Raw genomic sequence first — 26,385 nt, 5'->3', positions numbered from 1 at the left:
GCCGGCCGCTGGCCGGCAACCACATGACCCGCGCGGAGATGCGTGGCTGCCGGCCGGCAGCCGGCACTACCAATCAATGTTCGGCACCGACATTCGCTGTTCAGCACCGCGTGCGCGCTTCGGCCGTGGTCGGCCTGGATGTGATGCCGGCCAGCGGCCGGCACTACCACAGCAGAACCGAAGCGCCGCGCAGATCGCGTTCCGGCGCACAGAGCATCCGCGATGGTAGTGCCGGCCGCTGGCCGGCAACCACATGACCCGCGCAGAGATGCGTGGCTGCCGGCCGGCAGCCGGCACTACCAATCAATGTTCAGCACGGCCATTCGCTGTTCAGCACCGCGTGCGCGCTTCGGCCGTGGTCAGCCTGGATGTGATGCCGGCCAGCGGCCGGCACTACCACAGCGGAACCGAAGCGCCGCGCAGATTTCGTTCCGGCGCACAGAGTACCCGCGATGGTAGTGCCGGCCGCTGGCCGGCAACCACATGACCCGCGCGGAGATGCGTGGCTGCCGGCCAGCGGCCGGCACTACCAATCAATCGTCAGCGCGGCCATTCGCTGTTCAGTGCCGCTTGCGCGCGCTTCGGCCGTGGTCGGCCTGGATGTGATGCCGGCCAGCGGCCGGCACTACCAATCAATGGTCAGCGCGGCTTGCGTGTCCGTTTCGGCTTTGCGGTATCACCGCCGCTGGCGGCGCCATCCTGCAGTGCCTGCAGCCAGGACAACGTGTCCACGTAGTCGATGAAGTGGCGCAGGTAGCCGGGGCTGGTCGCCTGCATCGTATCCAGCATGCGCTGCACCAGCACCGCCGAGTTCAGCGGGCCGCCGTCGGCGGGGGCTTCGGTGCGCAGGGAGCGGCGCACCTGCAGTTCGCTGCGCAGCTCCGACCACTCGCGCTGCACCTGCTGCAGCATCGGCACCTGCGGGTAATGCGGCAGCGAGCGCGACCCCGCATCGAGATCACGCACCAGTGCGCGCAGGCCCTCCAGTGCTGGCGGCTTACTTGGCATCCGCGACCTTGGGCTTGGGAATCGGCGCGATCTCGACGCGACGGTTGCGCGCTCGGCCTTCCTCATTGGCATTGGAACTGACCGGCTGCTCGCTGCCGAATGCGGCGGCGAACACGGCGTCGGCCGGCACGCCATCGGCGATGAGCGTACGCGTCACGGTCAGCGATCGCTGCGCGGACAGCTCCCAGTTGTCGGCGAAACGACGATTGCCTTCGCGCACCGGCGCGTCATCGGTGAAGCCGCTGACCATCAGGATTTCCTCGCGGCTGCCCAGGTACGCGGCCAGCGGCGCGGCCAGGCTGCGCAGCAGCTCCTGGCCTTCGGGTTGCAGCTGGTCGGAGTTCAGCGCGAACAGCACGCTGCCGCTGATGCCGATGCGGCCATCCACCAGCGTCACGCGGCCGGCGGCCAGAGGTCCAGCCAGCGCCTGTTCCAGCGTCTGCAGGCGCTTGGCTTCGGCCTGGCGCTGTTTCACTTCCTGGTCCAGCCGCTGCGACAGCTCCAGCTGCACCGCGACCACGCCGACCAGGATCAGCACGAACGCGCCCAGCAGTACCGACATCAGGTCGCCGAAGGCGGCCCAGATCGGGGCGTGCGAACCGCCGTCGACCTCCAGCTCGTCGCTCATGCGCTGCCGGCCTTGCCGCGGCGCGCAGCCAGCTGCTGCAGTTCTTCCATCACCTGTTTCTGCGACAGCAGGCTGAGGTCGACCACTTCGCGCGCCTGCGCCACGTAGTAGGCCAGCTGTTCATCGCTGCGGGCCAGCGAGGCGTCCAGGGCGCCACCGATCTCTTCCAGGCGGCCGGACAACGCGGTGGCGGCGGCGCCGAACTGCTCGACCGCTTCACCGAAGGTGCCGGCCAGCTGGCCCACTTCGGCAGCGCTGCCGTTGAGCGCGGCGGCGATGCCGTCCAGCTTGCCGGTCTCGGCAGCGATATGGTCGGTGAAGCGGTTGCCGACGCGTTCCAGCAACTCGGCCGAGCCACCGACCAGCGCGTCCACGGCGGTGCGCTGTTCGTGCGACGCATGGTTGACCGCATTGAGCAGCGTCTGCACGGTGGCCAGCAGGCGACCGCGTTCTTCCAGCATTGCGTTGTCGCGCACCAGGCTTTCGGACAGCGTGCTGCGCAGCTCGTTGATGACATCGGCGGCAGCCTTCGGCGCGGCCGCGGCGGTCTGCAGCAGGGTAGACACCTCGGCCAGCGTGGCACTGGCCTGCGCGCGACCGTTCTCGCCGATCTGCTGTGCGGTGGCCGCCAGCGTGTCGCAGACCTGCTGCTGCTGCGCGGCCAGGCGTTCGCCGTTGGCCTGCAGGCGTGCGGCCAGCTCGGTGGACACATGCTGCAAGGTATCGCTCCAGCGCTGCAGGCGCTGTTCGTCGCCGGCCTGCAGCTGCGCCTGCAGGGTGGCGTGGGCCTGCTGCAGTTCGGCACTGACCGCATCCCAGCGCGCCTGGCGCTGCTGTTCGCGGCTGTCCAGGCTGGCCTGCAGCTCGGCGTGCGCGGTCGCGGCGGCGGCCTGCGCGGCCTGCCACTCCTGCGAGCGCTGCTGCTCGTGGTCCTGCAGCAGGGACTGGCTGGCGCTGTGGTGCTGGGCCAGTGCCTGCAGCAACGCTTGCGCGTGCTCGTCCAGCTGCTGGCCGGCTGCGAGCAGCGCCTGCTGCTGGCGCTCGACCAGCGCGGCGTTCAGGGTCTGCTGCTGCTCGGCGGCGGCGCGCAAGGCCTCTGCATTGCCCTGTGCATCGGCGTGCAGGCGCTCGCCGATGCGCGCCACCAGCGCTTCGGCGTGCGTGCCCTGGCTCTCGCTGAAGGCTTGCAGGTGCTGGCGCAGTTCGCTGACCAGCGACTGCTGTGCCTGTGTCTGCTCGCTCACCACCTTGGCCCAGCTGGCCTCGGTGGCGACGCGGCTGCGCTCGAAACCCTCGCTCAAGCCGGCCAGCTGCTGCTGCACGGCCTGCTCGACACGGGCGTGCAGTGCTTCGCCGTGCTCGGCCAGGCCGGCCAGCGTGGTTTCGGCCATCGGCTGCAGTGCGCCACCGATGGCAGCGGCACTGGCTTCAGCACCCTCGCGCAGCGACTGCTGCAGCGACAGGGCCAGGCGTTCCTGCAGGGCCTGGCTCTGGGCCAGGAATTCTGCCTGGCCGGCCAGCAGGCGCTCATTGGCGGCCGCGCTGTGCTGTTCAAAGGTGCTGGTCATCGCCTGCAGACGGTCGACCAGGGCAGGCAGGGCGGTGGACTGTGCTTGCAGCAGGCGCAGCGATTCGGCGCGCTGCCAGGCCTGCGAATACGGGTGCAGGTCGCCAGCAATGGCGCGGTCCAGCTGCTGCACGGCCTGCAGGCGGTCGCGGCGCAGCAGGGCGGCCAACAGGCCGAGCATGGCCGAGCTGGCCACGCCCGCGATCGAGGTACCGAATGCCACCGCCAGGCCCTGCACCGGCGAGGCCAGCGAGCCGCGGATGGCGGCCATGTCGGTGGCGCTCTGCAGGGCCAGCCCGGTGCCACGCAGCGTGTCCATCATGCCCAGCAGGGTGCCGAGCATGCCCAGCAGCACCAGCAGGCCGACCAGGTAGGGGGTCAGCACCGGCGCGGGCAGAGCAGTGCGCTCGCCTTCCACGCGCAGGCGCACGGCGTTGCGCAGGCCCAGCGGCACGCGTTCCAGCCAGGCGGCAAGGCTCTCCTTCGCGCTGGACAGGTCGCTCAGTGCGCTGCGCAGGCCGTTGCTGGCCTGACGGTAGCGGTACAGCTCCACGCCGCCGGCGATGTAGCAGGCCGCGATGATCGCTGCCACCGCTGCACCCAGCGGATGCACCGAAACGTAGCCGATGCCGATCCAACACACGGCCAGCAGGCCGACAAGGAAAACAACGACATGGAAAGCAGTTCTGGACATGGTGTTCCGGTCAGTGGGAGCGCAGGGCATCTTGCAGCCCTTCGATCGGGTGGAAGCGCAGCTGCAGTTCGGCGAGCAGCAGTGTGCGCATGTCATGGCGGAAGGCCGCGCGCCAGCCGGGCTGGCCGTGCACGCGTTCAAAACGGGCGCCGAGCGCGGCCGGCGCAGTGGCCAGCAGGCTGTGCTCGCGCGGGGTGAGGGTCTGTTCCATCACCGCATCGACCTCGGCCAGCCGCGCCAGCTCGGGCGAAACCTGCACCAGCTGGTCGCGCAGGCGGCCGCGCAGGCGCCCGGTGGCGGTCTGGATGGCCTGCTGCAGTACCCGGTAGCGCTGGCGCAGCGAGGCGAAGTTGGGTGCAGCGGCAGCTTCGGCCAGATCAAGCAGGCGCTCGGCCTCGGCATCCTCACTGATCGAGGCCAGCAGGCTGGCGTGCGCCTGGACGCAGTCGGCCAGCACATCCTCGACCGCTTCGGTGGCTTCACCGGGCTCGGGCAGGCGTCCGCCGAGCGCCCCGGACAGGGCCACGGCACGGCTCCAGTCCACCCACTGGCCGAGGCGATCGGTCAGGGCGGGACTGGTGGCCGGCATCGCGCCGTCGCTGAGACGGGCGAGCAGGCGGAGGAACTCTGGTCCACCCAGGACCGGCTGCGCTGCGTTCGCCATCAAGGGGTGAGGGGCCAAAAACCGTTGATTTTACAACCAGATGACCCCGGCTGGATGAAGGCGCGGCCGGGGCAGGGTACCCGCAGGCGCGACAGGGCTTAGAATGTCCGGCTGCACCCATCCCGTTCGACCCCTGGAGTACCCCATGACTGTTGCGCAGTTCTACCCGATCGGCACCCCCGGACAGCCCTGGGGCGACGCCGAACGCGCACAGTGGCGGGCGCGCCAGCAGCGCCAGCGCAGCTACCAGGAGGATGTGGTGGCGGCCCTTGAGCGGCTGGACGACAGCGTCTTCGACGTGATCCAGTACGGCCAGCTGGACTATGCGCCGGACCACTACCCACTGTTCGCGGTGGTCAACCATGACTGGAACCCGGCGCTGCCGACCGCGCTGATCACCGGCGGCGTGCACGGCTATGAGACCAGCGGCGTGCACGGTGCCCTGCAGTTCCTGGAACAGCAGGCCGAGCGCTATCTGGGCCGGCTGAACCTGATCGTGGCGCCGTGCGTCAGCCCTTGGGGCTACGAGCGCATCCAGCGCTGGAACCCGGATGCGATCGATCCCAACCGCAGCTTCCGTGATGGCGGCCAGATCGAGGAAGCGGCCGCGCTGATGCGCTGGGTGGCCGAGCGCAAGCCGAACCTGCTGGTGCACCTGGACCTGCACGAGACCACCGACAGCGACCTGCACGAGTTCGATCCGGCCCGCTGCGCCCGCGACGGCAAGCCGTTCGAGCGCGACACCATTCCGGACGGCTTCTACGTGATCGGCAACAGTGAAGATCCGCAGGCCGAGTTCCAGAAGGCCCTGATCGCCGCGGTCGCGCCCATCACCCATATCGCTCCGGCCGACGCCGAGGGCAACCTGGTCGGCCTGCCGTTGCAGTCGCCGGGCGTGGTCTGGGGTGAGTCGCGTTCGATCGGTGCCTGCGCCGGCTTCACCGATGCGCGCTTTGCCACCACCACCGAGGTCTACCCGGACAGCCCGCGCACCAACCCGCAGGAATGCAATGACGCCCAGGTGGCTGCGGTGTGCGCCGGCCTGGATTTCGCCCTGGCCGCACAGTAACGCGCCACGTTCCGGGCGGTGACCGGCATCAGCCGGTGCCGCTCTGCCGGCGCAGTGGCAAGTGGCGCGGCGGTCGTCGCCCGGCAGCCGGCGAACACATCGCGTTCGCGCTGGTATACGGCGCTGCTGACACTGAACAGGCCCAGCAGGGAATGGAACACGTTGTCATGGCTGTACGCGCGGTGCAGCGCATTCCCACGCAGGCAGGCCATGTCCAGGCCCGCGTTGCGGCTGAATTCCGTTGAGAACCACATCACCATCGGCACCTGGGTCTGTTCGCGCGGGGCGATGAAGTAAGGCGTGCCATGCAGGTACATGCCGCGTTCGCCGAGCGACTCACCGTGGTCGGAGACATAGATCAGCGCAACGTCGCGGTGGTCCGAATAGCCCCGCAGCAGGTCGATGGTCTCCGCCAGCACCCGGTCGGTATGCACCAGGGTGTTGTCATACGTGTTGACCAGTGCCTCGTTGCTGCAGTGCTGGATCTGGTTGCTGTCGCAGGTCGGGCTGAAGGCCCGCGACGCTGCGGGATACCGTTCAAAGTAGGTGGGCCCGTGGCTGCCAAGCTGATGCAGCACGACCAGGGCATCGCCGTTGATCGCGTCGATGCGTGCGCCGAGCTGATGCAGCAGCACGTCGTCGTAGCAGGTGCCGTCGGTATTGACGCACTGGCCGGCCACCTTGAGCGCGGGCATGTCCTCGGTCGGCACGCGCTCGCACACGCCCTTGCAGCCGCCATTGTTGTTGTTGCGCCAGAGCACGCCGACGCCGGTACGCTGCAGGATGTCGAGCACGTTCTCCTCGGTCGCCGCGCGGACGTCGTCGTATTGCTGGCGGGTCATCTGCGAGAACATGCACGGCACCGAGATGGCCGTTGCGGTGCCACACGAGGAGACATCATTGAAGCTGAAGACGCCGTCGTTGCGCGACAGCCGCGGGTTGGTCGCGCGCGGGTAGCCGTTCAACTGGAAGTTCTGTGACCGTGCGGTTTCACCGACCACCATGACCACCAGCCTGGGCCGTGGCCCCGCGGTGCGCCGTGCGTCCATGGCGATCCTGCGCAGCGGTTGCTGGCGGGTGCTGTAGAGGCTTTTCAGGTAGCCGTGGGTATGGCGCAGCACGTTCAGCGGCAGCACCTGGTCGCGGATGTAGCGGTTGTTGCGCAGCAGTGAGGAATAGTCCTTGTAGAACGCAAAGCCGATCACCAGCAGCACCACCAACGACGCCAGGACATTGGCCGGCCACACCAGCAGGGAACGCAGCGAGGCCGCTCGGCGCGTGGTGCGCAGCAGGACCAGCGCGGTGGCCGGCAGCACGCCCAGCGCCAGCAGCGTGAGCAGCAGCGGTAGCGAGAGATAGGCGTTCAGTTCGGCCTGATTGGTTTCGAACACGTTCTGCACCATGCTGCGGTCGATCAGCACGTTGTAGTGCAGCATGAAGTAGCTGCACGCGGCGCTGACGACGACCAGCACCACCAGCAGCGGCTTGCGCACGAAGGGGAGTGCCAGCAACGGCGTCAGCAGCAGGTTGAACAGGCAGAACAGCAGCGGCGGCAGGCTGGCCAGGAACAGCACGCTGCGCAGGCTGTTGAGGTCGATCAGCCCCCACAGCGTCTTCCAGAGGGCGATGTTTCCAATCGTGGCGAAGAACAGTGCGGCGGCCCAGACCAGAACGATCGGATGGGGCCGTGGGAAACGGAGGCATTGACGCACGAGCAGGTTCCGCGGAACAGGAGTGCGCGCAGTATCGAAACGGCTTTATCAGGAAGTTGTCAGGATTGCCGGGCTAGCCAAGCAGGATCACGCCCCACACCGCACCGACCATCAACAACGCGGTGGTCTGCGCGGCGCTGCCCATGTCCTTGGCGTTCTTGGACAGCGGATGCTGCTCCAGCGAGATGCGATCAACCACGGCCTCAATCGCGGAATTCAGCAGTTCCACCAGAAGGCTGATGAAACAGACCGCCAGCACCAGCGCCCGCTCGACCGTGCTGATGTCCAGCACGAACGCGGCCGCCATCAGCAGTGCGTGCAGCAGCAACAACTGGCGGAATGCCGCCTCGCCGCGAAAGGTGGCGATGAAGCCATCGCGCGAATGGATGAGGGTGTGGAAGACGCGGCTCAGTCCGGTCTTGCCGTGCGGGTACTTGCCGCTGTCCTTGGGGTGCTGCATGCCGTATCCAGAGCGGGGGAGCAACCCCGAGCATGTGCAGCCGGATGTCAGGAATCCGTCAGATGCGGGGGCAGGGCCAGCGCAGGGTGAACCGGCACCCCTGCCCGGAGGATTCCACGGTCATCGTCCAGCCCAGATGCTCGACGATCCGCTGCACGATCGACAGCCCCAGCCCTTCGCCACTGTGCACGCCACTGGGCACGAAGCGCTGGAACTGCCGTGGATCGATGCTGGAGGGCAGGCCGGGCCCGGTGTCAGCGACGATGAGCGCGTTGTCGTGGAGGGTGATCCGCACTTCGCCGTTTTCGGTGTACTGGCAGGCGTTGCGCAGCAGATTCCACAGGATGCTGTGCGCCAGATCCGCGTTGGTGACCAGCACGGCGTCATGCCGGGCATCAAACGCAACGATCACCGGCTTGCCGGAAAGCCAGGGCTGGCAGCGCTCCATGCAGGCTTCGATCAACGGGCGCAGGGCCACTTCATTGCGCGGCACGGTGCCGGGGGCGCGCGAGAGCAGCAGCAGGCAGGACAGCTGGCGCTGCATCTCCTGGGTGGTGCGCAGGATGCGCTCGGCGCTGGGAACCAGGTGGCTGTCGGGCGGCAACTGGCAGGCCAGCGTCTCGGCAGCACCACCGATGATGGCCAAGGGCGTGCGCAGCTCGTGGCTGGCGTCGCCGCTGAAGCACTGTTCGCGCTGCAGGAACCGTTCGAGCTCGTCACTATGGCGGGCAAAGGCGCGCGCGAGCACGCCGATCTCATCGCGTGCGTCCTGGTAGGGAAAGGGCTTGTGGCCGTCCTGCACCGCATCGGCCAATCGGGTGATGGGCGCGATGACGTGGGTCGCGACCTTGCGGCCGATCAGGAAGGCACCGAGCACGCAGATCGAAATGACCAGCGCGGCGAAGGCATTGATCAGATGTTCCAGATAGGCATAGTGCGCTGCGTCCTGCAGCAGGTAGTAGCGCTGGCCGCCGCTGTCGAAGACGCTCAGGTGCCACTCGTTGGGCGCCTCTTCGCCGTGATGGCCCGGGCCGTACTGGCGCAGCACAGCGGGCACGTCATCGGCATCGTACAACCGGGTCCCCGCTGGCAGGGCGGGGCGTTGGCCCCGGGCCAGCGCGGCCTGCAGCCGCTGCACTTCGCTGTGCTGGGTCCGCGCAACGACGGCGGCCCGGACCTGGTCGTAGTCGACCTGCTCGGCCAGCACGATGAACCCCATGGCACCGGCCATCAACAGCACGAACGAGATCGTGATGCGAGTGCGCAGGCTCAGGCGGCGGTAGAGGGACGCAGGGCTCACGCCTGCATGCGCCAGCCGACGCTGTGTACCGTGGTGATCAGCGCGGTGTCGAAGCTGCGGTCCACCAGCAGGCGCAGCTCATGGATGTGGGTTCGCAGCGCGCCGCTGTCCGGTGGTTCGTCGCCCCAGACCAGATACTCCATCTCCTGCTTGCGGACCACCGCGGGCGCCGCACGCACCAGGCACATCAGCAGCTTGTGCGACGTGGGCGTCAGCGCGATGCAGCGGCCTTGCCGCCAGGCCTGTGGTGAGCGCGTGTCCACCTGCAGGTCCTTCCACGCCAGCACGCTGTCGACCTGGCGACCCTGCGCGCGTCGTACCAGGGCCTTGATCCGCGCGTCCAGTTCCTTCAGCGAGCACGGCTTGACCAGGTAGTCATCCGCGCCCAGGGCGAGGCCCTGCACCCGGTCATCCACCGGGTCGCGCGCGGTCAGCATCAGGATCGGCACCGGGTTCTGGAACTCCTGGCGCAGCTTCTGGCACAACGTCATGCCGTCCAGGCGCGGCAGCATCAGGTCCAGCAGGATGGCGTCGTAGTCGTGCTGCGTGGCCCGGCGCAGCCCGCTGGCGCCGTCGCGGGCGTCGTCCAGCACGTAGCCCAGCGGTTCAAAGAAGGCATACAGGTTGGCAACCAGCTCGGGGTTGTCTTCGATGATCAGCAGGCGGGTCATGGCATGCGTCCTTGCGCGTGGCCGAACTCTGCCCGATCACTGGCTGATTGCCAATGCGCTGGCTGAATGGATCGCAATCGGCGCTCGGCGCCATCCAGCGACGTTCACTCGGCCGGGCTGCGTGAATCGCGGATCGAATAGATCACCGAAAAGACCTTCCAGCCCTGCTCAGTCCGGATCAGCTGCCACATTTCCTTGCCCCAGTTGGTCTTCACCCCATCGTCGTGGAAGCTGTAGTCGAACGACACCGAGGCCACATCGCCATCCGTCTCGATCTTCGTATTGGAGAATGTCTCTTCTTTCGGCTTCGGCGAGGCCACCGCCCCGTCGATCAGTGCGATGAAGTTGTTGGCGGGAATCCGCCGTGCCTTGATCGCATCGGGCTTGGCCCTGCGGATGTCCTGCAGGCGCACATCCTCGGAAACGTACTGCCAGCCGATGTCTTCCGGTTTATCAGAGAAGAACAGGCTCATGTAGGTCGGCTTGTCCTTGTTGATCAGCGAGGTACGGAAGGATTCGACCACCTGTTTGATCGCCTCGACGTCGGCAGGGGCGTCCTTTGCGGCGTAGGCCGGCAAGCACGCCGGGAGGAAGAGGGCGAGGGCAGCGAAGCGTGCTCGTGCGTTGGGCATCATGGGGTCCTGGGGAGGAATAGGGGGGCGCTGGCGCATCACCGCGCGTAGGTTCGCCAGAAGAGCACGTGGTCTTCGGTCCTGTTGATGGCGACGAAGACTGATTTTCCGGATTCGGGCGCGCAGCGAAAGACGCGGTACGACGACTTGAGCGTCCAGTCGCCCGGCCACCAGTATCGATCGAACGCAACAGGATCGCTGCTACTGAATGTCGTTGCCTGGCAATCCGCAGGCAGCTGCAGTGATACCGCAGGGGGTTTGGTGAAGGCCAGCGCGCTGGTGTTCGAGTCGAGGTCATGTACCTCCCGCAGGTCGGTCGCCGCTTGCGGCACCCAGCCGGGAATCCATCCCTTGTTCACCATGTCGGAATCGAGCGCCTCGCGCAGCGTGTCGAACGAACTGTCCATCACCAGGCCGCAGGCGCACAGTACACTGCAGAGCGTCACGAAGATGGCGCGCCGGATCACTCCTCCAGGGCTGATCATCGTTGTCGTCCTCACCGGGGAGCATCCTGACCCGCTCTTCTGGCGCCAGACGCTTGAGCCGCTCTCGCAGTTCCAGTCGCAGGGCCGGTCGCTGGATTTGGCATGGCGCCGCCCTTGGGCCCGTACCGCTTCACGAACAGACCGTGCTCCTGCGTGATCCTGTCCTTCCGGCGCTTGCCTGCCATCGACGGGTGTCCCTGCGTTCATCCTGAATCATCGGTCGGCGCACGCTAGCACGGTTGCCGGGCGCTGCAACAGGTCCGCTCGTCGTTGGGGTTTGACGTCGAAGAGCGTCTGCGCGGATGATGCGCGGGCGCGCGGCGCAGGAGGGGATCTGTCAATGAGGACACTGATGTGGGGACTGGCCGGCCTGTTCGTGGCGTACGTGGCCGGTTGCTCGGCGATCTCAGCGTGGCATTCCCACGCGCTTGCCTCGGTCCCGGTCGGGGCGAGCAGGGCCGAGGTACTGCGGGCGCTGGGGCAGCCTGACGTGGTGGAGCACGGCGGTGCTCCCTTTACCCGCTATGCCAACCGTGGATGCAGTGGTCGCTGTGCGCAGCGATGGTGGTATGAGAACCGGCTGGGCCTGGATACCCAAGCCTGGTCGGTAGAGCTGGATGCTTCCGATCGCGTGCTCGCAACGTCGCGCTGGACATCACCGTAGAAGATCGCGACGAGCGCATGCGTATCCAACGACCTTTCATCTTCATCGCAAGCCTGGCCCTGATGGCGTGGTGCGGGCTGATGGGCGTACTGGTGCTCATCCATGGCTTCAACGAGCACGGCCTGCGCTGCGGCAGGCTGTGCTCACTGGAGACCTCCATTCGCCTGCTCTTTGGTGATCGGGGATTCGAAATACTGGTGGCGATGGGGCTATTTGCCACAGCGCTGATGTGCGGGTATATCGCGCTGTGGGAGGGCCTGCATGGCGGGCCGCGGAGTCGGGCGGGGCGCCGTGGGCGCAGACACCGCCGACCGGGGCGGCCCCGGTCGTAAGGTGTCTGCACCGAGGCAGATCGCCCCGCGTGGGACGTTGCAGGTCGCTTCAACGATGCAGGGCGTCGACGATCAAGCCGGTGGCGATCTCCACCAACAGGTACTCGTTGTCGGACTGGCGCACCCAGCGCCGGTCGCGGCCCGGCTCCCGCAGGTGATAGCGCGCGTAATCGTCTACCCAGTAGCGGCGGTCCACTTCGGCCCACGGCAGGCGCTCGCCACGACGCCAGGCCTTCTTCTGCCAACCCGGCGGCGGCGCATCGCGGTGGTGCGGGCCGCCTGCATGCGGCGGCGGGCCGTTGCCGCGGGCATGGTGCGGCGGATCGGCGAAGGCGGGCGCTACGGCGAGTGCTGCGGCCGAGCCCACGGCAATGGCAAGAAGACGTATGGATGTCATCGGGATGCCTCCGTCATGGCCGCGATATGCGGCGCTGTGAGCGCGAATATAGGGCAGGCTGTGTGAATGAATACGGGTGTGGACAGGGCTTTCATGAACAGATCGGGGAGCGGCTGCGGCTGCGAAGACGATCTCAGCGGGTCGCACCAACGGCGACGGCCCCTGCAGCCCAACCGCCCCCCAGTGACAGGAACACATCCATCTGACGGTCGACCCGCTGCGCGCGCGAGGCGGCCAGTGCGGACTCCGCATCTGCCAGCGCGGCCTGGGCCGAAAGCACGTCGAGGAAATCGATCCTGCCGTAACGGTACAGTTGCTGTGCCTGCCCGGCGGCCCGCTCTGCATCCCCACGCGCCTGCGCCAGGCTGCGCTCGCGTTCAAGCTCCTGCGTGCAGGCAGAAAGCGCGGTCTCGGTCTGGCGCAGGGCCTGCAGCACCACGCCGTCGAAAGAAGCAAGAGTGGCCTCTGCATTGGCGCCGGCCGCCGCGATGCGGGCCTTGGCCACGCGGCGGTTGGGCCAGTGCCATGAGAGCAGTGGCCCGACGCTCACCCCAAAACCGTCGGCCGAAAGCAGCTGACGCCGCGTGCCCGCTGTACCCAGGGAACCGCCCAAGGTGACCCGCGGATAAAGGTCTGCGGTCTCTACGCCGATCATCGCCGTGGCCGCCGCAAGGCTGCGCTCGGCGGCACGTATGTCGGGGCGCCGCTGGAGCAGCTGCCAGCCGTCACCGACCGGCAGCGCCTGCTCCAGCTCAGGGGGCTGGGGGCAGGCTTCCGCCTCCCTGGGATAGTCTGCCGGGACCCTGCCCATCAGTGCGGCCAGCTCGAACAGTGCGGCCTGGCGCTCCGCCAGCAGGTGCGGTACCGCCGCCGCGCTGCGGTTGACCGCGGCGCTGGCACGGCTGACATCGAAGTCCGTTCCACGCCCGCCTGCAGCCAGGTGACGGGTTGCCTCCAGCGTGGCGTGCTGTATCGCCAGCACCTGTCGGGTTGCAGTGAGCGTGTGATTGCGGGTGCACACCTGGAGATAGGCCCGGGTGACGGCCGCAGCGACGACCACGCGGACCTGGTCCCGTGCCGCAGCGACGGCCTCCGCGTCCGCGTTGGCGGCTTCGATACCGCGGCGGATGCCACCTGCAAGATCCAGTGGATAGGAGAGGTGAAGGCCCAGCACATACGACTGCGGCGCGGCCGACGCCTGGGTGTAGCCACCGGCATGGGTGAGCGTGCCCGATGCATCCACGTCGGCTTGCACGGCCCCGCGCGCGCGGTACTCCAGCACGGTGGCGCTGGCGCGCCGGAGGTTGGCATCGGCGGCGCGCAGATCGGTATTGGCTACCAGTGCTTCGCCTACATAGGCGTCAAGCTGCGGGTCGCCATACAGCTGCCACCACCGATCCGGAGGCACGTCGCGGCTGAACGATGCGTCCTGGCCCGAGATGAACGAACGCGCCGCCTGGGGGGAGGCCGCGACGGCATTCGCAGGCAGGTGATAGTCGGGGCCGGAGACGCAGGCCGTCATCGGCAGCAGCAGGGCAAGCAGCCCACCACGCACTGTTCGCACGCTCACTTGCAGGCTCCCTGTACCGAGGGCGTGATGGTGACACTCGCGGTGCGACCCACGATCAGGCGGGTATCCGCCGGCGCATCGTCGATACGGATGCGTACCGGGATGCGCTGGGCCAGCCTGACCCAGGTATAGGTCGGTGCAACGGCAGGCAGCAGGTTGTGCGTGCTTGAGCGCTGATCGTCGGCGATGCCGGCGGCGATGGTCTCCACGTGTCCGCGGACATCGCGGCTGTCGCCCATCAGCCGCGCCACCGCGGCATCGCCCTCGGTGATGCAGCCCAGTTTGGTTTCCTCGAAGTAGCCCTCGATACGCAGGCTGCCGGTGTCGATCAGCGCCAGCGCCTGCGCGCCCGGTTGAAGGTAATCGCCCGCATGCAGGTCCAGGTTGGTGACGATGCCGTCGGTGCTCGCGCGCACCTCGGTGCGTTGCACGTTGAGTTGGGCAACGCGCTGTTCGGCCCGTGCCTGCGCCAAGGCGGCCAGCTCGGTGTCGACCTTGGCGGCATTGCGTTCGCGTGTTTCCGAGGCGACCAGGTTGCCCAGTGCGTTGTCCCGCGTCGATTCGCGGCGGGCCAGCGCCAGCGTGGCGCGTGCGCTGCTGACCGCCGCGTCGGCCTTCTCAAGTGCGGCAGCGAAGCGCGGTTGATCCAGCACCAGCAGCAGTTGTCCGGCGCTGACCCGCTGGTTGTCGTGCACCCGCACCTGGGTCACCAGCCCCCCCATGTCTGATGCAACGCGCACCACATCGGCGCGCACCCGCCCGTCCCGCGTCCACGGGCGCATTTCGTAACGACTCCAGAGGGAAAGCGCGGCGACGGCAGCAAGTGCGCACACGCCCAGTGTGGCGCTCCAGCGCCCGATGACAGCAAGCAGGTGTTTCATTTCATTTCTCGAGCAGGGGCGCGAGCCGGATCATCAGCTCCGCCAGGATCACGAACAGGGACAGGCCCACCAGAGGCCGCGCGGCGAACCACCGGTACAGGCCCAGGCTGGCGAGCAGACGTGAGGTCAGCACCGACAGCACCAGCGCGGCCACCGCCACGGCGAGCAGTGCTGGAATGAGCACCCCATCAATGGAAAGATCAGAAAGCATGAGGTCAGTGCCGATGGGTGAGCGCGGGTATCAGCAGGTCGCGGCGCAGGTTGCAGAGCAGATGCAACAGGCGATCCCGATCAGCCCCGCTGCTGGCCGTCGCGGCCTCGTGCATGCGGTCCAGCAGTTCCAGAAGATGGATGTCGACACTGCGTGCCGAGTGGGCGCGTACCCTGAAATGTGCAGCGATGCGTTCGACCAGTGCCGCATGAAGCGCCCGGACCTGCGGGTTGTCCTGACACTTGTCCAGTGCGCGGAGTTGGTTGGATGCACGTACCGCGCGCACGTCCGCAAACCATGCCCGCAGGTCGTGTGCAGCACTGGAACGGCCCCGCAACCGGGCAGCGAGCTGCCCGATTCGATCCAGCATGCGGCTGAGCCAGGCCCGGGCCACGCCGCCTTGTCCGGCGGCGTGTCGTGCGATATCCCGACGGATCGAACGCTCCAACCGAGCGCGGTTGCGGCCCGCATCGGCGGTCTGGAACAACTGCATACTGCACAATGCCACCGTCGTACCGATGAACAACGCAACGCTGTTGTTGAGCGCGCCGACGATGTTGGTCGTATTGGTCGCACCCAGGCCGGCGATGAGCGGAAACGTCAGCACCACGCCCAAGGCGGCCATGATGAAGGGTGGCCGGGTCAGGAACGATCCGCACAGCAGCAGCACCGGCGCGAGCGCGGCAATCAGGCCGGTGATATCGGACAACGCGGGGAAGATCAGCAGGCCGTAGAGCAGGCCGACGGCAACGCCGATCGACGACCCCACCAGATAGCGCATGAGATGCGGCGCAGGCGCTTCGATCGTGCCGAACAGCACGCACGCCGTGCCGATGATGGACACCGCCGTGGCGCCCTCCGACCAGCCGGTAACGATCCACAGCACGCAGCTCAGCAGGATGCCGACGAACGCGCCCAGCGCGCTGCGCAGGGCAAGCCGATGATCCCGGTGAAGTACCGCACCCTGCGCATGTCGCGCAAGGCGGGCAGGTACATGCCGGCGCCAGCCGGGGCGGGCAGCGCATAGTAGTGCCTGCAGCACGCGGCAGTCGGCGTGGGCGAGGTCGAGCTCGGCCTGTTGCGCGGCGAGGCCGGTCTGCATCAGCTCGCGCCAGCCAGGCGAATCCATGGCGCTGGCCTGTGATGAGCGCAGCCGTGCGAGGGAATCTTCCACCGCGCTGGAGAGCATCAGTACATCCAGCATCCGGTCATGCAGGGCACGCAGGATCTGCACCTGGGCCACGCCGTGGGCGCTGTCGAAGGGCAGGTGGATCGACAGCACATGCAGCTCGAGCAGGTCGGCGGCCACTTTCGAGCGGTCCGTCGCCAGCACCGTGTCCGATGCACCGGCGCGCATGTCGCGTGTCCATCGTTCCGCGTCATCCAGCACGGCAGCAACCCGCGCGTGCACGCGCATCGAGACCCGGCGCGGCAGCACCAGCCCATGTACCAGCGTAGCCGCCAGGATGCCGATGGCGATTTCCTGCACCCGCGTGATGGCGATGGTGAACACGTCTCCCGGCACCATCACCGCAGGAAACCCGATCAGGCTGGTGGTATAGCCGGCCAGCAGGAACGCATACGCACGCGGCGTGCGGTCGAGCATCGCCAGGTACAGGCACAGCGCCATCCACGCCGCGAGCGCGGCGCTCAGCACCAGGGGCGCATTGGCGAAACGCGGCACCAGCGCGACGGTGGCGACGGCCCCGCCCACGGTACCGAGCAGGCGGAACAGGCCGCGGCTGAGTGTTGCCCCGGAAAGGGGCTGCGACACCAGATAGACCGTCCCGATCACCCAGAATGGGCGATTCAGGCCGATCCGCAGGGAGACATATAGCCCCAGCGACGCGGCGAGCAGGCATTTGAGCGAGAACAGCACCGCCTCCTGGTCGGTCCGGAGGGCAGGGCTTTTCAACCGGGCAAATGCTTGGAACAGGTGGGGAAGGAAAGGTGTGGGGAGGTGCATGCGGCTCATGCTAGTGATCGGCCGCACTGGCGAACTTCGCTACAATGACAACCAATCGCTAAAACCGGTCAATGTGAGAATGGCTCGCATTTCGCTCCCCGGCTTTGACCTGGACCCGGACGAGACCGATCGCCCGGCGGTTGCCAGCCGCCTGCAGGTGGCCGAGCTCGACGCAGAGATTCCCGTGCATGAGCACCGCAAGGGTCAACTGATTCTTGCGCTGCATGGCGCGGTGACCTGCGAAGTGGCCAATGCGCTGTGGATCGTGCCGCCCCAGTGTGGCGTCTGGATTCCGGGCGGCATGCCGCACAGCAATCGCGCCACCGCCAACGCGCGCCTGTGCTACCTGTTCGTCGAGCCCGGCGTCGTCGACCTGCCGGCGCAGTGCGTGACGCTGGCGATCTCGCCGATGCTGCGCGAGATGATCCTGCACCTGGCCGACGCGCCGCTGGACTACCCGCATGGCAGCCACACCGACCGGTTGGCGCGGGTGCTGCTGGACGAACTGGTGCAGATGCCGGCCGAGCATCTGTCGCTGCCGGTCAGCCATCACCCGAAGGTGCGTGCGCTGGCGGCGGCGCTGTCGGCGGATCCGGCAGACCGCAGCACCATCAGCCAGTGGGCCGTGCGCCTGGCCCTGGGCGAGCGCACGTTGAGCCGGCTCATCGAACGGGAAACGGGCTTGTCCTTCGGGCGCTGGCGACAGCAGCTGCATCTGCTCATCGCCATTCGTGAACTCGCCGGTGGTGCACCCGTGCAACGCGTTTCCGAGACGCTGGGCTATGAGTCGGTGACGGCCTTCATCACCATGTTCAAGAAGGCGCTTGGCCTTTCCCCGACGCGCTATTTTGCGGTGCGCCTGCGGGGGCAGTAGCCGGGACAACCCGGAAGGCCGTTGCCTGGAACGGCTACTTCGAGGTGTCGGAGACCGATTGAATCGCGGCCACCACCGCAGCAGGGTCCTCGCGCTGGACGGTGTGGCCGGTTGCCAGGTAGCGATGCGAGCCACGCGTGAAGCCCGAGAAGAGCAGGGCGTGCTGCGCCTTCCAGAGTGCGTTGCCCGCTGCGGTTTCTTCGAAGAACAGCGGTTCGGCAGCCAGCCGCGTTGCAGTCAGCAGCGCCACCGGCAAGTCCGGCATCGTGCGCGGGGTTTCCGCACCGGGTGCATCCAGTTGTTCGGTCAGCACGGCGTAATCGGCGGCCATGGCCGGCGGCAGCATCGCCCGCAGCTGGGCATCGTCTGCCTGCACGCGGGCACTGTCGGCCTGCTTGAACGCATGGCGCTGACCCATCGTGGCCGGGTCTACCAGCACCAGGCCTTGTAGGCGCTCCGGATGGCGGCGTGCAAACTCCGTGGCCAGCAGGCCGCCATAGGAGTGACCTACCAGCACCACGCGGCGACCGGGTGCGAGCGTATCGATCACGGCCGTGAGGTCGGCCAGATGCGCATCGATGCGCTTGGCGTGACCGTCGCTGCCGGACTTGCCGAGTCCCGCACGGGCGTAGGTGATGCTGTGGTAGTCGCGCCCCAGACCGGCAACCACCTCCTTCCAGGCCCCCGCGCCCTGCCCGAAGCCGGATTCAAAGACCACGGTGATCGGGCCGGCCCCGGTCTCTTCGGCCTGCAGCGCGTAGGCGCCGCGATCCACCTGGATTTCCCCTGCGTGGGCGGTGCCCGCCGCGGCCATCACCGCGGCCAGCGCCCACAACGTCACTCGGCTGCTTTTCATTGCCATTCCCCTGGGTCGTGACGCGTGCCGGCCCTTCCGATGGGTCAGGTCTGCAGCGGAGTGCCGCAGCCTGCCGACCTCGCGACAGGTCGTGCTGGTAATGTAGTGAGGTATAACACCGACTCCCTGTGCAGGAAGTCATGGGGACGGAGCGTAGACCGCTGAATGGCGTTGGATGCTTAATCTGTGATCGGTTACGCAACTCCACACTTGAACGTGCAAGCGTCCTCAACGATAAAGGCGGCATGTGGCACCGCCGCATTCCGGACCAGGGACGATCCGAAGCATGACGCGGGGCACAGCTCCGCGTTCTCGTTCCCGCCGGCGCTGTGTTCCTCCAGGAAGGAGAACAGGGATGTTGGAACCACTGAAGACCATTTCGTGTGCCGTGCTGGCGATCGTTGCCGTTGGCTGCTTCGCCCCCGCAGTGGCACAGGCGCAGGAAAGCAAGATCACCTGGCGCATTTCACAGCCCGGCGGCAATTCGACGCAGTACAAGACCCAGCAGCAGGCGGTGCAGGCGATCAAGAGCCTTCCCGCACCCAGTCCATTCCCGCCGGAGTTCCAGTTCGGCTGGCAGTCTGTCGACAAGATCAAGTCGAAAGTTGTGCACTTGAACGGCAATACGTCGATCACCTACTGGATGGGGAAGTCGCAGCCCTCCGACCCGGACTGGTCCTACATCGGGCGTGACATATTCCCGACGGAAGAGGCGATGGTGGCCGATCTTCTTGCGGACCAACAAGCCAGCAATCCCGTGTGCCCCGGGGCGGCGGTCACTCCTTCTGGCGACTGGTTTGCAGCTTCGCCCGATCAGGAAGGTGTCATCGAGTCGCGCTACTACGATCTGACTTCCATGGCGGGCAACAACACGGCTGAATCACCCTGCACGCCGTACACCGGAACGGTGGCGGTCGCGCGTACCCGGCGCTTGAACTGCCCGATTCCCCTCACACAGTGGTCCAACAAGCACAACGCCTGCGTCAGCGAAGAATTCGTTGCGACCATCACATCGAAGTCGCAGAAGTGCGATAAGGACGGCGGCAACGGTAGCTGCCCCATGTCCCGCAACGATACAGCGGTGAACATGAGTCCGATTCCCGACAAGGACCCGGCCTCCAACGGCGGTACCTGCGACGGTAATGTCGGCAACCCATGTGATGTTAAAACGGGCGAGAAGTACGAGATCGCGCCGGACTTCGATCTGGGCTGGATCGCGCTGACGCGCTTCTATCACTCCGGCATCTCGACCTCATCCGGTGGCTTCGGTTATGGCTGGACCCATTCGCTGGGCGCCCATCTGGCACTGGATGGCGTCGACAGCGTGGGCATCATTGAAAGTACTGGTTTCCAGCGTGCATTCAAGAAGGTCGGCCAAGCCTATGAGGCGGACGACGACAGTGGCGATCGTCTGGTCCAGAACGGCAACTGGACACTGTACTCGGAGGGCTCCATCTCGACCTTCGACGCGGACGGCCGTCTGGCCGCCAAGCGCTTCGCGGATGGCACGTCGCTGACCTATATCTACGACGACAGCGACCGCCTTGCGACCGTCACCCACAGCAGTGGCCGCACACTGGAGTTCGTCTACCAGTCCAACGACTATGAGGCGCTGATCAGTTCGGTGCTGGTCGAAGGCATTTCGCTCGCCACCTACACCTACACATCGCAGAACCAGGTCGCCACGGTGACCTATGCGGGTGGCGGCGTGCGCACATATCACTACGAGAACCAGGCTTTCCCCCAGCATCTGACGGGTATCACCGCCGAGGACGGTCGCCGCTACAGCACCTTCACCTACGATTCCACCGGCCGTGTGATCTCCAGTCAGCATGCCGGCGGTGCCGATGGCGTGACACTGGCCTACAGCCCCAATGGCGGTGCGGTGGTGACCGACGCGCTGGGGCGGCAGACCGACTACACCCTTACACCCGGCGGCGATAGCGCTCCGTCGCGCAAGGTGACCGGCCTGACGGATTCGCAGGGAACCGTCAGCCGAACCTACTACGACCAGAGTGTCGACTTCCGCCGGCGTCTGGATACCTACACCGATCGCCGCGGCATCCAGACCAAGCACACCTATGCGCAGGGCACCGATCCGGTGAGTGGTCGTGCCGTCAGCATCCATACCGTGACCGAAGCGGTCGGCTTGCCCGAGCAGCGTGTGGCGACCACGGCGCGCGACGTCGAAATCAATGCGGTACTGACCACCCGCATCGGCAATCGTGAAACCCGAACGTCCTTCAATACCCGACGCCAGCCGACGGCCAACACGGTGACCGACATCGCGTCCGGTCAGACGCGCATCACCAGCTACACGTACTGCGAAGCCGCTGATGTGGCAGCGGCAGGCGGCTGCCCGATGGAGGGGCTGCTGAAGAGTGTGGATGGCCCGCGCACGGATGTGGCCGATGCCGTTACCTATGCCTATTACTCGGCGGATGATGCAGGGTGCGCGACCGGAGGTGCCTGCACCTATCGCAAGGGCGACCTGCGCAGCGTGACCAATGCGCTGGGCCAGACGGTCGAGACTCTGGCCTACGACGCTTTCGGGCGGCCGTTGTCGGTCAAGGATGCCAACGGCGTGGTCACCGACTACACCTACCATGCCCGCGGCTGGCCAACCTCGGTCACCGTGCGTGGCGCGACCACTGCCGAGAGTCGGATAATCCAGATCAGCTACTGGCCGACCGGCCAGGTGCAACAGATCACCGAGCCCGACGGCAGCAGCGTTTCCTATGTCTACGATGCGGCGCTGCGCTTGACTGATATCGAGGACAACGTAGGCAACACGATTCACTACACGCTGGACAACGCCGGCAACCGCCTCAAGGAAGACACGCTGGATACTGGCGGCACCCTGCGTCGCACCCTGGCACGGACGTTCAACACGCTTGGCCAGCTGACCGCGCTGAAGGATGCGGGCAACCACGCCACCGGCTTTGCCTACGATGCCAACGGCAACCCACAGACGGTGACCGATGCCCTGCAGCGCGTGACCAGCCAGCAGTACGATCCGTTGAACCGCTTGGCGCAGACCCTGCAGGACGTCGGCGGCGTCGCGGCGGAGATCCGCAGCCAGTACAACGCGCTGGACCAGGTCACCCAGGTCACTGACCCGAAGGGCCTGCACACCACCTACGCCTACAACGGTTTTGGTGACCTGACCGGGCAGGTCAGCCCGGACAGTGGCGCCAGCAGCTTCACAGTGGATGCCGCCGGCAACCGCAAGACGGCGACCGATGCACGCGGCATCACCGCCACCTATCACTACGATGCGCTCAATCGCCTGATCGGCATCGCCTACCCGGACCCCAATCTGGACGTGGGCTACAGCTATGACGTGGCGCCAGCGGTCTGTGCCGCCGACGAACGCTTTGCCAAGGGACGCCTGGGGCAGGTGCTGCATGCCAATGGCAGCACCCAGTACTGCCATGACCGTTTCGGCCAGGTCACCCGTAAAGTGCAGGCGATCAATGGTGTCGCCAGCACGCTGCGCTACGCCTATAGCAAGTCAGGCCGTCTGACTGCGTTGACCTACCCCGACGGCAGCGTGGCCGACTATGTACGCGATAGCCGGGGGCGCATCAGCCAGATCGGCCTGACCCGCCCCGGCCAGGCGCGCCAGATCGTGGTGAACAACGTGACCTACGCGGCCTTCGGCCCGGCCATCGGCTGGACCTACGGCAACGGCCGCCAGCTGCAGCGCCCGTTGGATCTGGATTACCGCCCGCAGGCGGTACATGACCCGGCCGCAGGTGGCCTGTCGCTGGGCTACGACTATGATCCGGTCGGTTCGATCACCGAGCTGAAGAACGGCGCAGGTTCGACGGTGCTGGCCAAGTACGCCTACGACACGCTGGGTCGCCTGACCCAGACTCAGGACGGCGCGACCGGCACGCCGATCGAAACCTATGCCTATGACGCCACCGGCAATCGCACCGCGCTGACCACCTCGGCAGGCACCGCCAGCTACACCTATCCCGCAACCAGCCATCGCCTGACTGCGGTGGATGGCGAGGCACGCAGCCATGACGCAGCGGGCAATACCACCAGTATTGGCAGCAAGGCGTTCACCTACAACGATGCCAACCGCATGAACGCGGTGAAGCAGGGCAATGCCGTGTTGGAAAGCTACGGCTACAACCACCGGGGCGAGCGCGTGCTGCGTACTCCGGCTGGTGGCGCTGCTCAGATCACCCTGTATGACGAGGCGGGGCAATGGCTGGGCAACTACTCGGCCACGGGCCAGGCGCAGCAGCAGGCCATCTGGCTGGACAATTATCCGGTGGCGCTGATCAACGTGCCGAGTACCGGCGTGCCAGAACTGGCCTACGTCCAACCAGATCACCTGGGCACCCCGCGCGTGGTGATCGACCCGGCGCGCGATGTCGCGATCTGGGAGTGGAGCAACAAGAGCGAAGTGTTCGGCAACCAGATTCCAAGTGCTGACCCGGACGGCGATGGTGTGGCGTTCGAGCTGGCACTGCGCTTCCCGGGCCAGCAGGCGACGGATGCGAGTGGGTTGTTCTACAACTACCAGCGCGAGTACGACCCGGCGGTGGGGCGGTACTCGCAGAGTGATCCAATCGGGCTGGAAGGTGGAGTAAACACCTATGCCTATGTTGGATCCATGCCGATTGCCCTAAATGATCCGCATGGGCTTCAGGCAACCTTCGCCGATTGCGTTTCGGAGAGGCGATGGGACTGGGGCAAGCTTGGCGCTAGCGGGCCGGAGAGTACGTCGACAACTGGTGAAGTCGCATCCGGCGCACAGGTGGCAAATGCTGCTGCCAATTCTGCAGTTGGAAGCACTGGCTCGGGCATCAGCGCTGCTCCTCATGCCACGACGTGGCAGCATGCTGCGGGTTCCCAAGCCGGGCAGGCGATGCAGCGGGCGGCAAACGGACGCCGATTCGGTCCAGTTCAAGCGTCGTGGAGTTCGGCAGGAAGACTTTTGGGGCGCGTGGCTGTGGTGACGACTGTATGGGAGGGGTTCTGGGATATCGGCTCCATGGTCTATTGTGGCTGCAGCGCAGGCGGTGGATAGAGGCGAATGGAAATGAAAGACAAACTGAGAGAAAGAGAGGCGCTGTCGCCAACTGGCTTCTATGACCGATACTATGCGGAGAGTGGCCTGGACCAGGAAACCGTAGTGGAGCTGCTGGAGCATGTTGCAGGCGAGCTTCGTTTGCCCTCCGGGAAGCTCCGTCCTGGAGATCGATTTTCGAAGGAACTGTCGCCCGGTGAAGCTCATGGTTGGGACTCGGGGTATGGGGTGTTGATATTCGAGCTTCAATCGCTCGCAAAAAAACGTGGTATTGCAGTCGATCGCCGGGTGGATTCGCTCGACGACTACATTCGTATCATGGCGGGTCTCTATTGATCAGGTTGATGCGTCCCTGACCGGCTATCGGCGTGAGATGTCGCAGTGCGTACTGAGGATTCGGGGATGCCAAGGGTGGGGTGTGTCGCCGCTGTCGTTGCCGGCCTGGTTCTGGCCGGCTGTGCAACATTGGGTGGCGATATGATCGTGCGCGTCTCGGGAACCGTGCCGCCAGGTCAGGGTGACGTTCGCGCTCTCGATTGTGAGCTGAGCATGCTCGGGGAGGGCGAAGGTGTAGTTTCGTCGAAACCGGTTGGAAGCACATTCGCGGTCCACGTGATGGTCGTTGCAGGGCCGGAACCCCAGAGCTACCAATTCGCCGTTGAATGCAGGGACGGCCGGAGTTTCGCATCCAAGCCGGTGCAGATCAGTAGTCGGCGCTCCTATGCTCGGCATCTCAACCTTGGGGAGCTTCAGGAGTGGTGAGAGAGAGGAAGGGGCGGACGAGGTCGCACCACCGTGGTATGCATCTGGTGGATTCCAGTAGATGAACCAAGATGTCAACTCCCTCGAATGGTGTGACGCCACGTTGCTGGCCATCAACATTGATAGGAGCAAACCTGGCGTATGCGACGAGGTAAAGGTCCACGTGCGCTGGCCGGACGGCCGGCAGGCAACCGTCTGCTTCTCGGAAGCCTACGGGTGCTCGGCGCTCATGAACTTCGGCGTACTGGGGGAGGAGGGAATAGAGTTCGCCAGGGTCGAGGACGACGAGCCGGGGCTTGCTCATCTTCTTGATCGTTGGAAGGCGGTCGGCTATCCGTTGTCCGGCCTGAAGTGTTTCCGTATCGAGACCACCTCGACCGGAAGCGTAATTCTTATCTACGCCAGGACATGGCGGATCGAGCATCTGCCGATGGCGGGTGCAGTGCCCTGAAGGACATTCCGTGCCGAGATTCCTCACGCCCGACAAGGTCTCCCTCATTCAGGGGAAGCGGCCTGAGAAGACCGAGCGGAGATGTGCTTGGGGTCATGATTTTTGACTCTGCGGCGGCGTTGGCCGCCACACCTTGCATATTGGGGCCTTGATGATGGTGAGGATCCTGACAGCACTACTTCTGATTGAAGTCGGACTTGGATTCTCTGGCGGCGCATGGGCTCTAGGGAAGCGACCCTTCAAAATGATCCAGTTCTGCGTACATGACCAAGAGGGCGTGAATCGGTTCAAGCAGACCCTCAGCTCTATCGCCAAGGACGAAGGAATGCAGTTCTTCGATGGCAGCGCTGAATTGGATCGCCAGCTTGCCAGGGCAAAGGTGGACGTGAAACGCCCTGTCGTCTACATCGGAGTGAAGCGGGAAGATGGCTCGGGACTGGAGGCGGGGAACCTCGGATTGGATCGCTTCGAGATAGCTATTGGCTTCTCTGAAGGGAAGATGCCCGCCGAGGCATGGTCATTCTCTTTCCGCGTCGAACGCGCTTTGGCAGATCGCTGGAATGTACACGCGGTTCCCCCGAACAAGGGGGCTGCGCCGACGGCGTGTCGGGCGGGAGGCGATCCTCGCTGAAGGGTGTTGCGCTTGGCATTCACCCTTCGGGCTGCAACCGCCCCACCGCCTGCGCGCACAGCGACTGGCAAGCCATGACCAACCCCTCCATCACCCGGTCGCCCACGTACTCTTCCGGTTCCCCGTTCTGACGGGTGCGTTCGGCCGCCAACAGCATTTCCAGCACCACCCGCAATCCATTCAACGCGCAATCGGCGTCGGCCAGGGCGAGGCAGCGGCCGGGCAGCTGGTGACGCTCCGGCCAGGGTTGTCCGTCGGCCGCCGCACCGGAGCCGATGCGGTGGAGATTGGCAATGAAGGTATTGGTGTCAACTGCAGGCGCAGCCTGTGGCGAACCGTCGTCGTGGGCGGTACCGCGGTAGGCGTGCAGATGCGGGAAGTCCGATTCGTTCATGGCAAGGCTCCGTGCAGGGCAATCGGTAGCCGCCACCCATAAAAGTGGCGGACGGTACGTGGTTCGAACACCGGGTTGATGTCAGTCCGGCGGGCCCGAAGGCCCCCACGCACCGCCCGCCATAGCCGGCAGACGGATTGCCAGCCGGCGCCACGCTAAGGTGGCGCCGGCTGGCAAGCGCATACATCAACATCAACTCGGGTGTTCGAAGCCCGGCCACCCTTTTCCGGTGGCACGCCATCTGAGCCCCTGGCGCTGTGCAATGCCAATCAGAAGAGTTGCAAACATCACTCGATTGGAGACGCTTTTGACATTGTCCTACGCTGTTAAGCCCCGCCAGTGCTGGCTGGCGTAGTGATCCGCCCGCAGCGTGCAATCTGCGACAGGGATCGAGGTTGTCACGGCGAACGGGACGGGCGGGGAGGGCCTATCACGACAGGCGGTGCCAATTCAGGC

25 protein-coding genes are annotated in these 26,385 nt (G+C 66.0%); 8 read left to right on the top strand and 17 right to left on the bottom strand.

Annotated features, from left to right (window positions below):
• Window positions 1-639: 639 nt before the first annotated feature.
• Genes BLS66_RS05215 through BLS66_RS05200 form a run of 4 tightly spaced genes read right to left on the bottom strand, consistent with a single transcriptional unit; the run spans window position 640 to window position 4,561 of the window.
• Complete coding sequence (locus BLS66_RS05215; RefSeq protein WP_049469554.1) at window positions 640-1,008, bottom strand: DUF2894 domain-containing protein; 369 nt, start codon at window positions 1,006-1,008, stop codon at window positions 640-642.
• Window positions 998-1,636: an OmpA family protein gene (locus BLS66_RS05210; protein WP_049469557.1), complete on the bottom strand. Its 639-nt coding sequence runs from the start codon at window positions 1,634-1,636 to the stop codon at window positions 998-1,000. Before BLS66_RS05210 ends, BLS66_RS05215 begins: the two co-directional genes overlap by 11 nt.
• Window positions 1,633-3,897 (bottom strand): DUF802 domain-containing protein, encoded by a 2,265-nt coding sequence (locus BLS66_RS05205; RefSeq protein WP_074725323.1) that lies wholly within the window; start codon window positions 3,895-3,897, stop codon window positions 1,633-1,635. The genes BLS66_RS05210 and BLS66_RS05205 overlap by 4 nt, the downstream gene beginning before the upstream one ends.
• 10 nt (window positions 3,898-3,907) lie before the next feature.
• Window positions 3,908-4,561, bottom strand: coding sequence for a DUF3348 family protein (locus tag BLS66_RS05200; RefSeq protein ID WP_074725322.1), 654 nt, complete (start codon window positions 4,559-4,561; stop codon window positions 3,908-3,910).
• 145 nt (window positions 4,562-4,706) lie between these two features.
• Here BLS66_RS05200 and BLS66_RS05195 point away from each other — a divergent pair, with 145 nt between their 5' ends.
• The gene (locus BLS66_RS05195; RefSeq protein ID WP_064238699.1) at window positions 4,707-5,630 is read left to right on the top strand and encodes a M14 family metallopeptidase; all 924 of its coding nucleotides are present in this window, start codon (window positions 4,707-4,709) and stop codon (window positions 5,628-5,630) included.
• Here BLS66_RS05195 and BLS66_RS05190 read toward each other — a convergent pair.
• From BLS66_RS05190 to BLS66_RS05165, 6 genes are all read right to left on the bottom strand, one after another.
• Window positions 5,534-7,342, bottom strand: coding sequence for a phosphoethanolamine transferase (locus tag BLS66_RS05190; protein WP_074725321.1), 1,809 nt, complete (start codon window positions 7,340-7,342; stop codon window positions 5,534-5,536). The two genes, BLS66_RS05195 and BLS66_RS05190, sit on opposite strands and share 97 nt — an antisense overlap.
• A gap of 73 nt (window positions 7,343-7,415) precedes the next feature.
• Window positions 7,416-7,802, bottom strand: a complete 387-nt coding sequence (locus BLS66_RS05185; RefSeq protein ID WP_049469570.1) for a diacylglycerol kinase — start codon at window positions 7,800-7,802, stop codon at window positions 7,416-7,418.
• Window positions 7,803-7,860: 58 nt separating this feature from the next.
• Window positions 7,861-9,102 (bottom strand): sensor histidine kinase, encoded by a 1,242-nt coding sequence (locus tag BLS66_RS05180; RefSeq protein WP_074725320.1) that lies wholly within the window; start codon window positions 9,100-9,102, stop codon window positions 7,861-7,863.
• A complete protein-coding gene (locus BLS66_RS05175; RefSeq protein WP_053463016.1) occupies window positions 9,099-9,773 on the bottom strand; it encodes a response regulator transcription factor in 675 nt (224 codons plus the stop codon). The genes BLS66_RS05180 and BLS66_RS05175 overlap by 4 nt, the downstream gene beginning before the upstream one ends.
• Window positions 9,774-9,877: 104 nt before the next feature.
• Window positions 9,878-10,408: a nuclear transport factor 2 family protein gene (locus tag BLS66_RS05170; RefSeq protein WP_074725319.1), complete on the bottom strand. Its 531-nt coding sequence runs from the start codon at window positions 10,406-10,408 to the stop codon at window positions 9,878-9,880.
• 35 nt (window positions 10,409-10,443) lie between these two features.
• Complete coding sequence (locus tag BLS66_RS05165) at window positions 10,444-10,890, bottom strand: YbbD-related protein (protein ID WP_049469580.1); 447 nt, start codon at window positions 10,888-10,890, stop codon at window positions 10,444-10,446.
• Between the two features lie 340 nt (window positions 10,891-11,230).
• Here BLS66_RS05165 and BLS66_RS05160 point away from each other — a divergent pair, with 340 nt between their 5' ends.
• Window positions 11,231-11,554 carry a hypothetical protein gene (locus BLS66_RS05160; protein WP_074725318.1) on the top strand — a complete coding sequence of 108 codons (324 nt, stop codon included), beginning with the start codon at window positions 11,231-11,233 and terminating at the stop codon, window positions 11,552-11,554.
• A gap of 17 nt (window positions 11,555-11,571) precedes the next feature.
• Complete coding sequence (locus BLS66_RS05155) at window positions 11,572-11,886, top strand: hypothetical protein (protein ID WP_074725317.1); 315 nt, start codon at window positions 11,572-11,574, stop codon at window positions 11,884-11,886.
• Between the two features lie 49 nt (window positions 11,887-11,935).
• Here BLS66_RS05155 and BLS66_RS05150 read toward each other — a convergent pair whose 3' ends face one another.
• The 5 genes from BLS66_RS05150 to BLS66_RS05130 form a co-directional block, all read right to left on the bottom strand.
• A complete protein-coding gene (locus tag BLS66_RS05150) occupies window positions 11,936-12,283 on the bottom strand; it encodes an RcnB family protein (RefSeq protein WP_019659905.1) in 348 nt (115 codons plus the stop codon).
• A 133-nt stretch (window positions 12,284-12,416) separates the two neighbouring features.
• Window positions 12,417-13,853 (bottom strand): efflux transporter outer membrane subunit, encoded by a 1,437-nt coding sequence (locus BLS66_RS05145; protein ID WP_074725316.1) that lies wholly within the window; start codon window positions 13,851-13,853, stop codon window positions 12,417-12,419.
• Complete coding sequence (locus tag BLS66_RS05140; protein WP_074725315.1) at window positions 13,850-14,734, bottom strand: HlyD family secretion protein; 885 nt, start codon at window positions 14,732-14,734, stop codon at window positions 13,850-13,852. Before BLS66_RS05140 ends, BLS66_RS05145 begins: the two co-directional genes overlap by 4 nt.
• 1 nt (window position 14,735) lies before the next feature.
• Window positions 14,736-14,945, bottom strand: coding sequence for a DUF1656 domain-containing protein (locus BLS66_RS05135; RefSeq protein ID WP_049469594.1), 210 nt, complete (start codon window positions 14,943-14,945; stop codon window positions 14,736-14,738).
• 4 nt (window positions 14,946-14,949) lie between these two features.
• Window positions 14,950-16,920, bottom strand: coding sequence for an FUSC family protein (locus BLS66_RS05130; protein ID WP_244152955.1), 1,971 nt, complete (start codon window positions 16,918-16,920; stop codon window positions 14,950-14,952).
• Between the two features lie 70 nt (window positions 16,921-16,990).
• On the opposite strand from BLS66_RS05130, the gene BLS66_RS05125 reads away from it, so the two are divergent.
• Window positions 16,991-17,785, top strand: a complete 795-nt coding sequence (locus tag BLS66_RS05125) for an AraC family transcriptional regulator (protein WP_074725313.1) — start codon at window positions 16,991-16,993, stop codon at window positions 17,783-17,785.
• A gap of 34 nt (window positions 17,786-17,819) precedes the next feature.
• On the opposite strand, the gene BLS66_RS05120 is transcribed toward BLS66_RS05125, so the two are convergent.
• Window positions 17,820-18,641, bottom strand: a complete 822-nt coding sequence (locus BLS66_RS05120; protein WP_074725312.1) for an alpha/beta fold hydrolase — start codon at window positions 18,639-18,641, stop codon at window positions 17,820-17,822.
• A gap of 355 nt (window positions 18,642-18,996) precedes the next feature.
• On the opposite strand from BLS66_RS05120, the gene BLS66_RS05115 reads away from it, so the two are divergent.
• From BLS66_RS05115 to BLS66_RS05100, 4 genes are all read left to right on the top strand, one after another.
• Window positions 18,997-23,691 carry an RHS repeat-associated core domain-containing protein gene (locus BLS66_RS05115; protein WP_244152954.1) on the top strand — a complete coding sequence of 1,565 codons (4,695 nt, stop codon included), beginning with the start codon at window positions 18,997-18,999 and terminating at the stop codon, window positions 23,689-23,691.
• 12 nt (window positions 23,692-23,703) lie between these two features.
• Window positions 23,704-24,027, top strand: coding sequence for a S1 domain-containing protein (locus tag BLS66_RS05110; RefSeq protein WP_130767970.1), 324 nt, complete (start codon window positions 23,704-23,706; stop codon window positions 24,025-24,027).
• 487 nt (window positions 24,028-24,514) lie between these two features.
• Window positions 24,515-24,904, top strand: coding sequence for a hypothetical protein (locus BLS66_RS05105; RefSeq protein WP_074725310.1), 390 nt, complete (start codon window positions 24,515-24,517; stop codon window positions 24,902-24,904).
• Between the two features lie 244 nt (window positions 24,905-25,148).
• Window positions 25,149-25,535 (top strand): hypothetical protein, encoded by a 387-nt coding sequence (locus tag BLS66_RS05100; protein WP_074725434.1) that lies wholly within the window; start codon window positions 25,149-25,151, stop codon window positions 25,533-25,535.
• Window positions 25,536-25,554: 19 nt separating this feature from the next.
• On the opposite strand, the gene BLS66_RS05095 is transcribed toward BLS66_RS05100, so the two are convergent.
• Entirely contained in the window at window positions 25,555-25,929 is a 375-nt protein-coding gene (locus BLS66_RS05095) for a hypothetical protein (protein WP_074725309.1), read from the bottom strand.
• Window positions 25,930-26,385 lie beyond the last annotated feature (456 nt).

This window comes from Stenotrophomonas pavanii (genome assembly GCF_900101175.1).
Lineage (GTDB): Bacteria > Pseudomonadota > Gammaproteobacteria > Xanthomonadales > Xanthomonadaceae > Stenotrophomonas > Stenotrophomonas pavanii.
The sequence above is the reverse complement of the archived record's forward strand: the minus strand, read 5'-3'. Positions and strand labels throughout refer to the sequence as shown.

Bases quoted from the DNA above. Each gene is read 5' to 3' on its own strand.
- BLS66_RS05215 (WP_049469554.1), bottom strand. From the start codon at position 1,008: ATGCCAAGTAAGCCGCCAGCACTGGAGGGCCTGCGCGCACTGGTGCGT.
- BLS66_RS05105 (WP_074725310.1), top strand. From the start codon at position 24,515: ATGAACCAAGATGTCAACTCCCTCGAATGGTGTGACGCCACGTTGCTG.
- BLS66_RS05175 (WP_053463016.1), bottom strand. From the start codon at position 9,773: ATGACCCGCCTGCTGATCATCGAAGACAACCCCGAGCTGGTTGCCAAC.
- BLS66_RS05135 (WP_049469594.1), bottom strand. From the start codon at position 14,945: ATGCTTTCTGATCTTTCCATTGATGGGGTGCTCATTCCAGCACTGCTC.
- BLS66_RS05205 (WP_074725323.1), bottom strand. From the start codon at position 3,897: ATGTCCAGAACTGCTTTCCATGTCGTTGTTTTCCTTGTCGGCCTGCTG.
- BLS66_RS05160 (WP_074725318.1), top strand. From the start codon at position 11,231: ATGAGGACACTGATGTGGGGACTGGCCGGCCTGTTCGTGGCGTACGTG.
- BLS66_RS05110 (WP_130767970.1), top strand. From the start codon at position 23,704: ATGAAAGACAAACTGAGAGAAAGAGAGGCGCTGTCGCCAACTGGCTTC.
- BLS66_RS05095 (WP_074725309.1), bottom strand. From the start codon at position 25,929: ATGAACGAATCGGACTTCCCGCATCTGCACGCCTACCGCGGTACCGCC.
- BLS66_RS05120 (WP_074725312.1), bottom strand. From the start codon at position 18,641: ATGAAAAGCAGCCGAGTGACGTTGTGGGCGCTGGCCGCGGTGATGGCC.
- BLS66_RS05115 (WP_244152954.1), top strand. From the start codon at position 18,997: ATGTTGGAACCACTGAAGACCATTTCGTGTGCCGTGCTGGCGATCGTT.
- BLS66_RS05125 (WP_074725313.1), top strand. From the start codon at position 16,991: ATGGCTCGCATTTCGCTCCCCGGCTTTGACCTGGACCCGGACGAGACC.
- BLS66_RS05200 (WP_074725322.1), bottom strand. From the start codon at position 4,561: ATGGCGAACGCAGCGCAGCCGGTCCTGGGTGGACCAGAGTTCCTCCGC.
- BLS66_RS05195 (WP_064238699.1), top strand. From the start codon at position 4,707: ATGACTGTTGCGCAGTTCTACCCGATCGGCACCCCCGGACAGCCCTGG.
- BLS66_RS05140 (WP_074725315.1), bottom strand. From the start codon at position 14,734: ATGAAACACCTGCTTGCTGTCATCGGGCGCTGGAGCGCCACACTGGGC.
- BLS66_RS05130 (WP_244152955.1), bottom strand. From the start codon at position 16,920: ATGAGCCGCATGCACCTCCCCACACCTTTCCTTCCCCACCTGTTCCAA.
- BLS66_RS05185 (WP_049469570.1), bottom strand. From the start codon at position 7,802: ATGCAGCACCCCAAGGACAGCGGCAAGTACCCGCACGGCAAGACCGGA.
- BLS66_RS05210 (WP_049469557.1), bottom strand. From the start codon at position 1,636: ATGAGCGACGAGCTGGAGGTCGACGGCGGTTCGCACGCCCCGATCTGG.
- BLS66_RS05150 (WP_019659905.1), bottom strand. From the start codon at position 12,283: ATGACATCCATACGTCTTCTTGCCATTGCCGTGGGCTCGGCCGCAGCA.
- BLS66_RS05165 (WP_049469580.1), bottom strand. From the start codon at position 10,890: ATGATCAGCCCTGGAGGAGTGATCCGGCGCGCCATCTTCGTGACGCTC.
- BLS66_RS05155 (WP_074725317.1), top strand. From the start codon at position 11,572: ATGCGTATCCAACGACCTTTCATCTTCATCGCAAGCCTGGCCCTGATG.
- BLS66_RS05100 (WP_074725434.1), top strand. From the start codon at position 25,149: ATGATCCAGTTCTGCGTACATGACCAAGAGGGCGTGAATCGGTTCAAG.
- BLS66_RS05170 (WP_074725319.1), bottom strand. From the start codon at position 10,408: ATGATGCCCAACGCACGAGCACGCTTCGCTGCCCTCGCCCTCTTCCTC.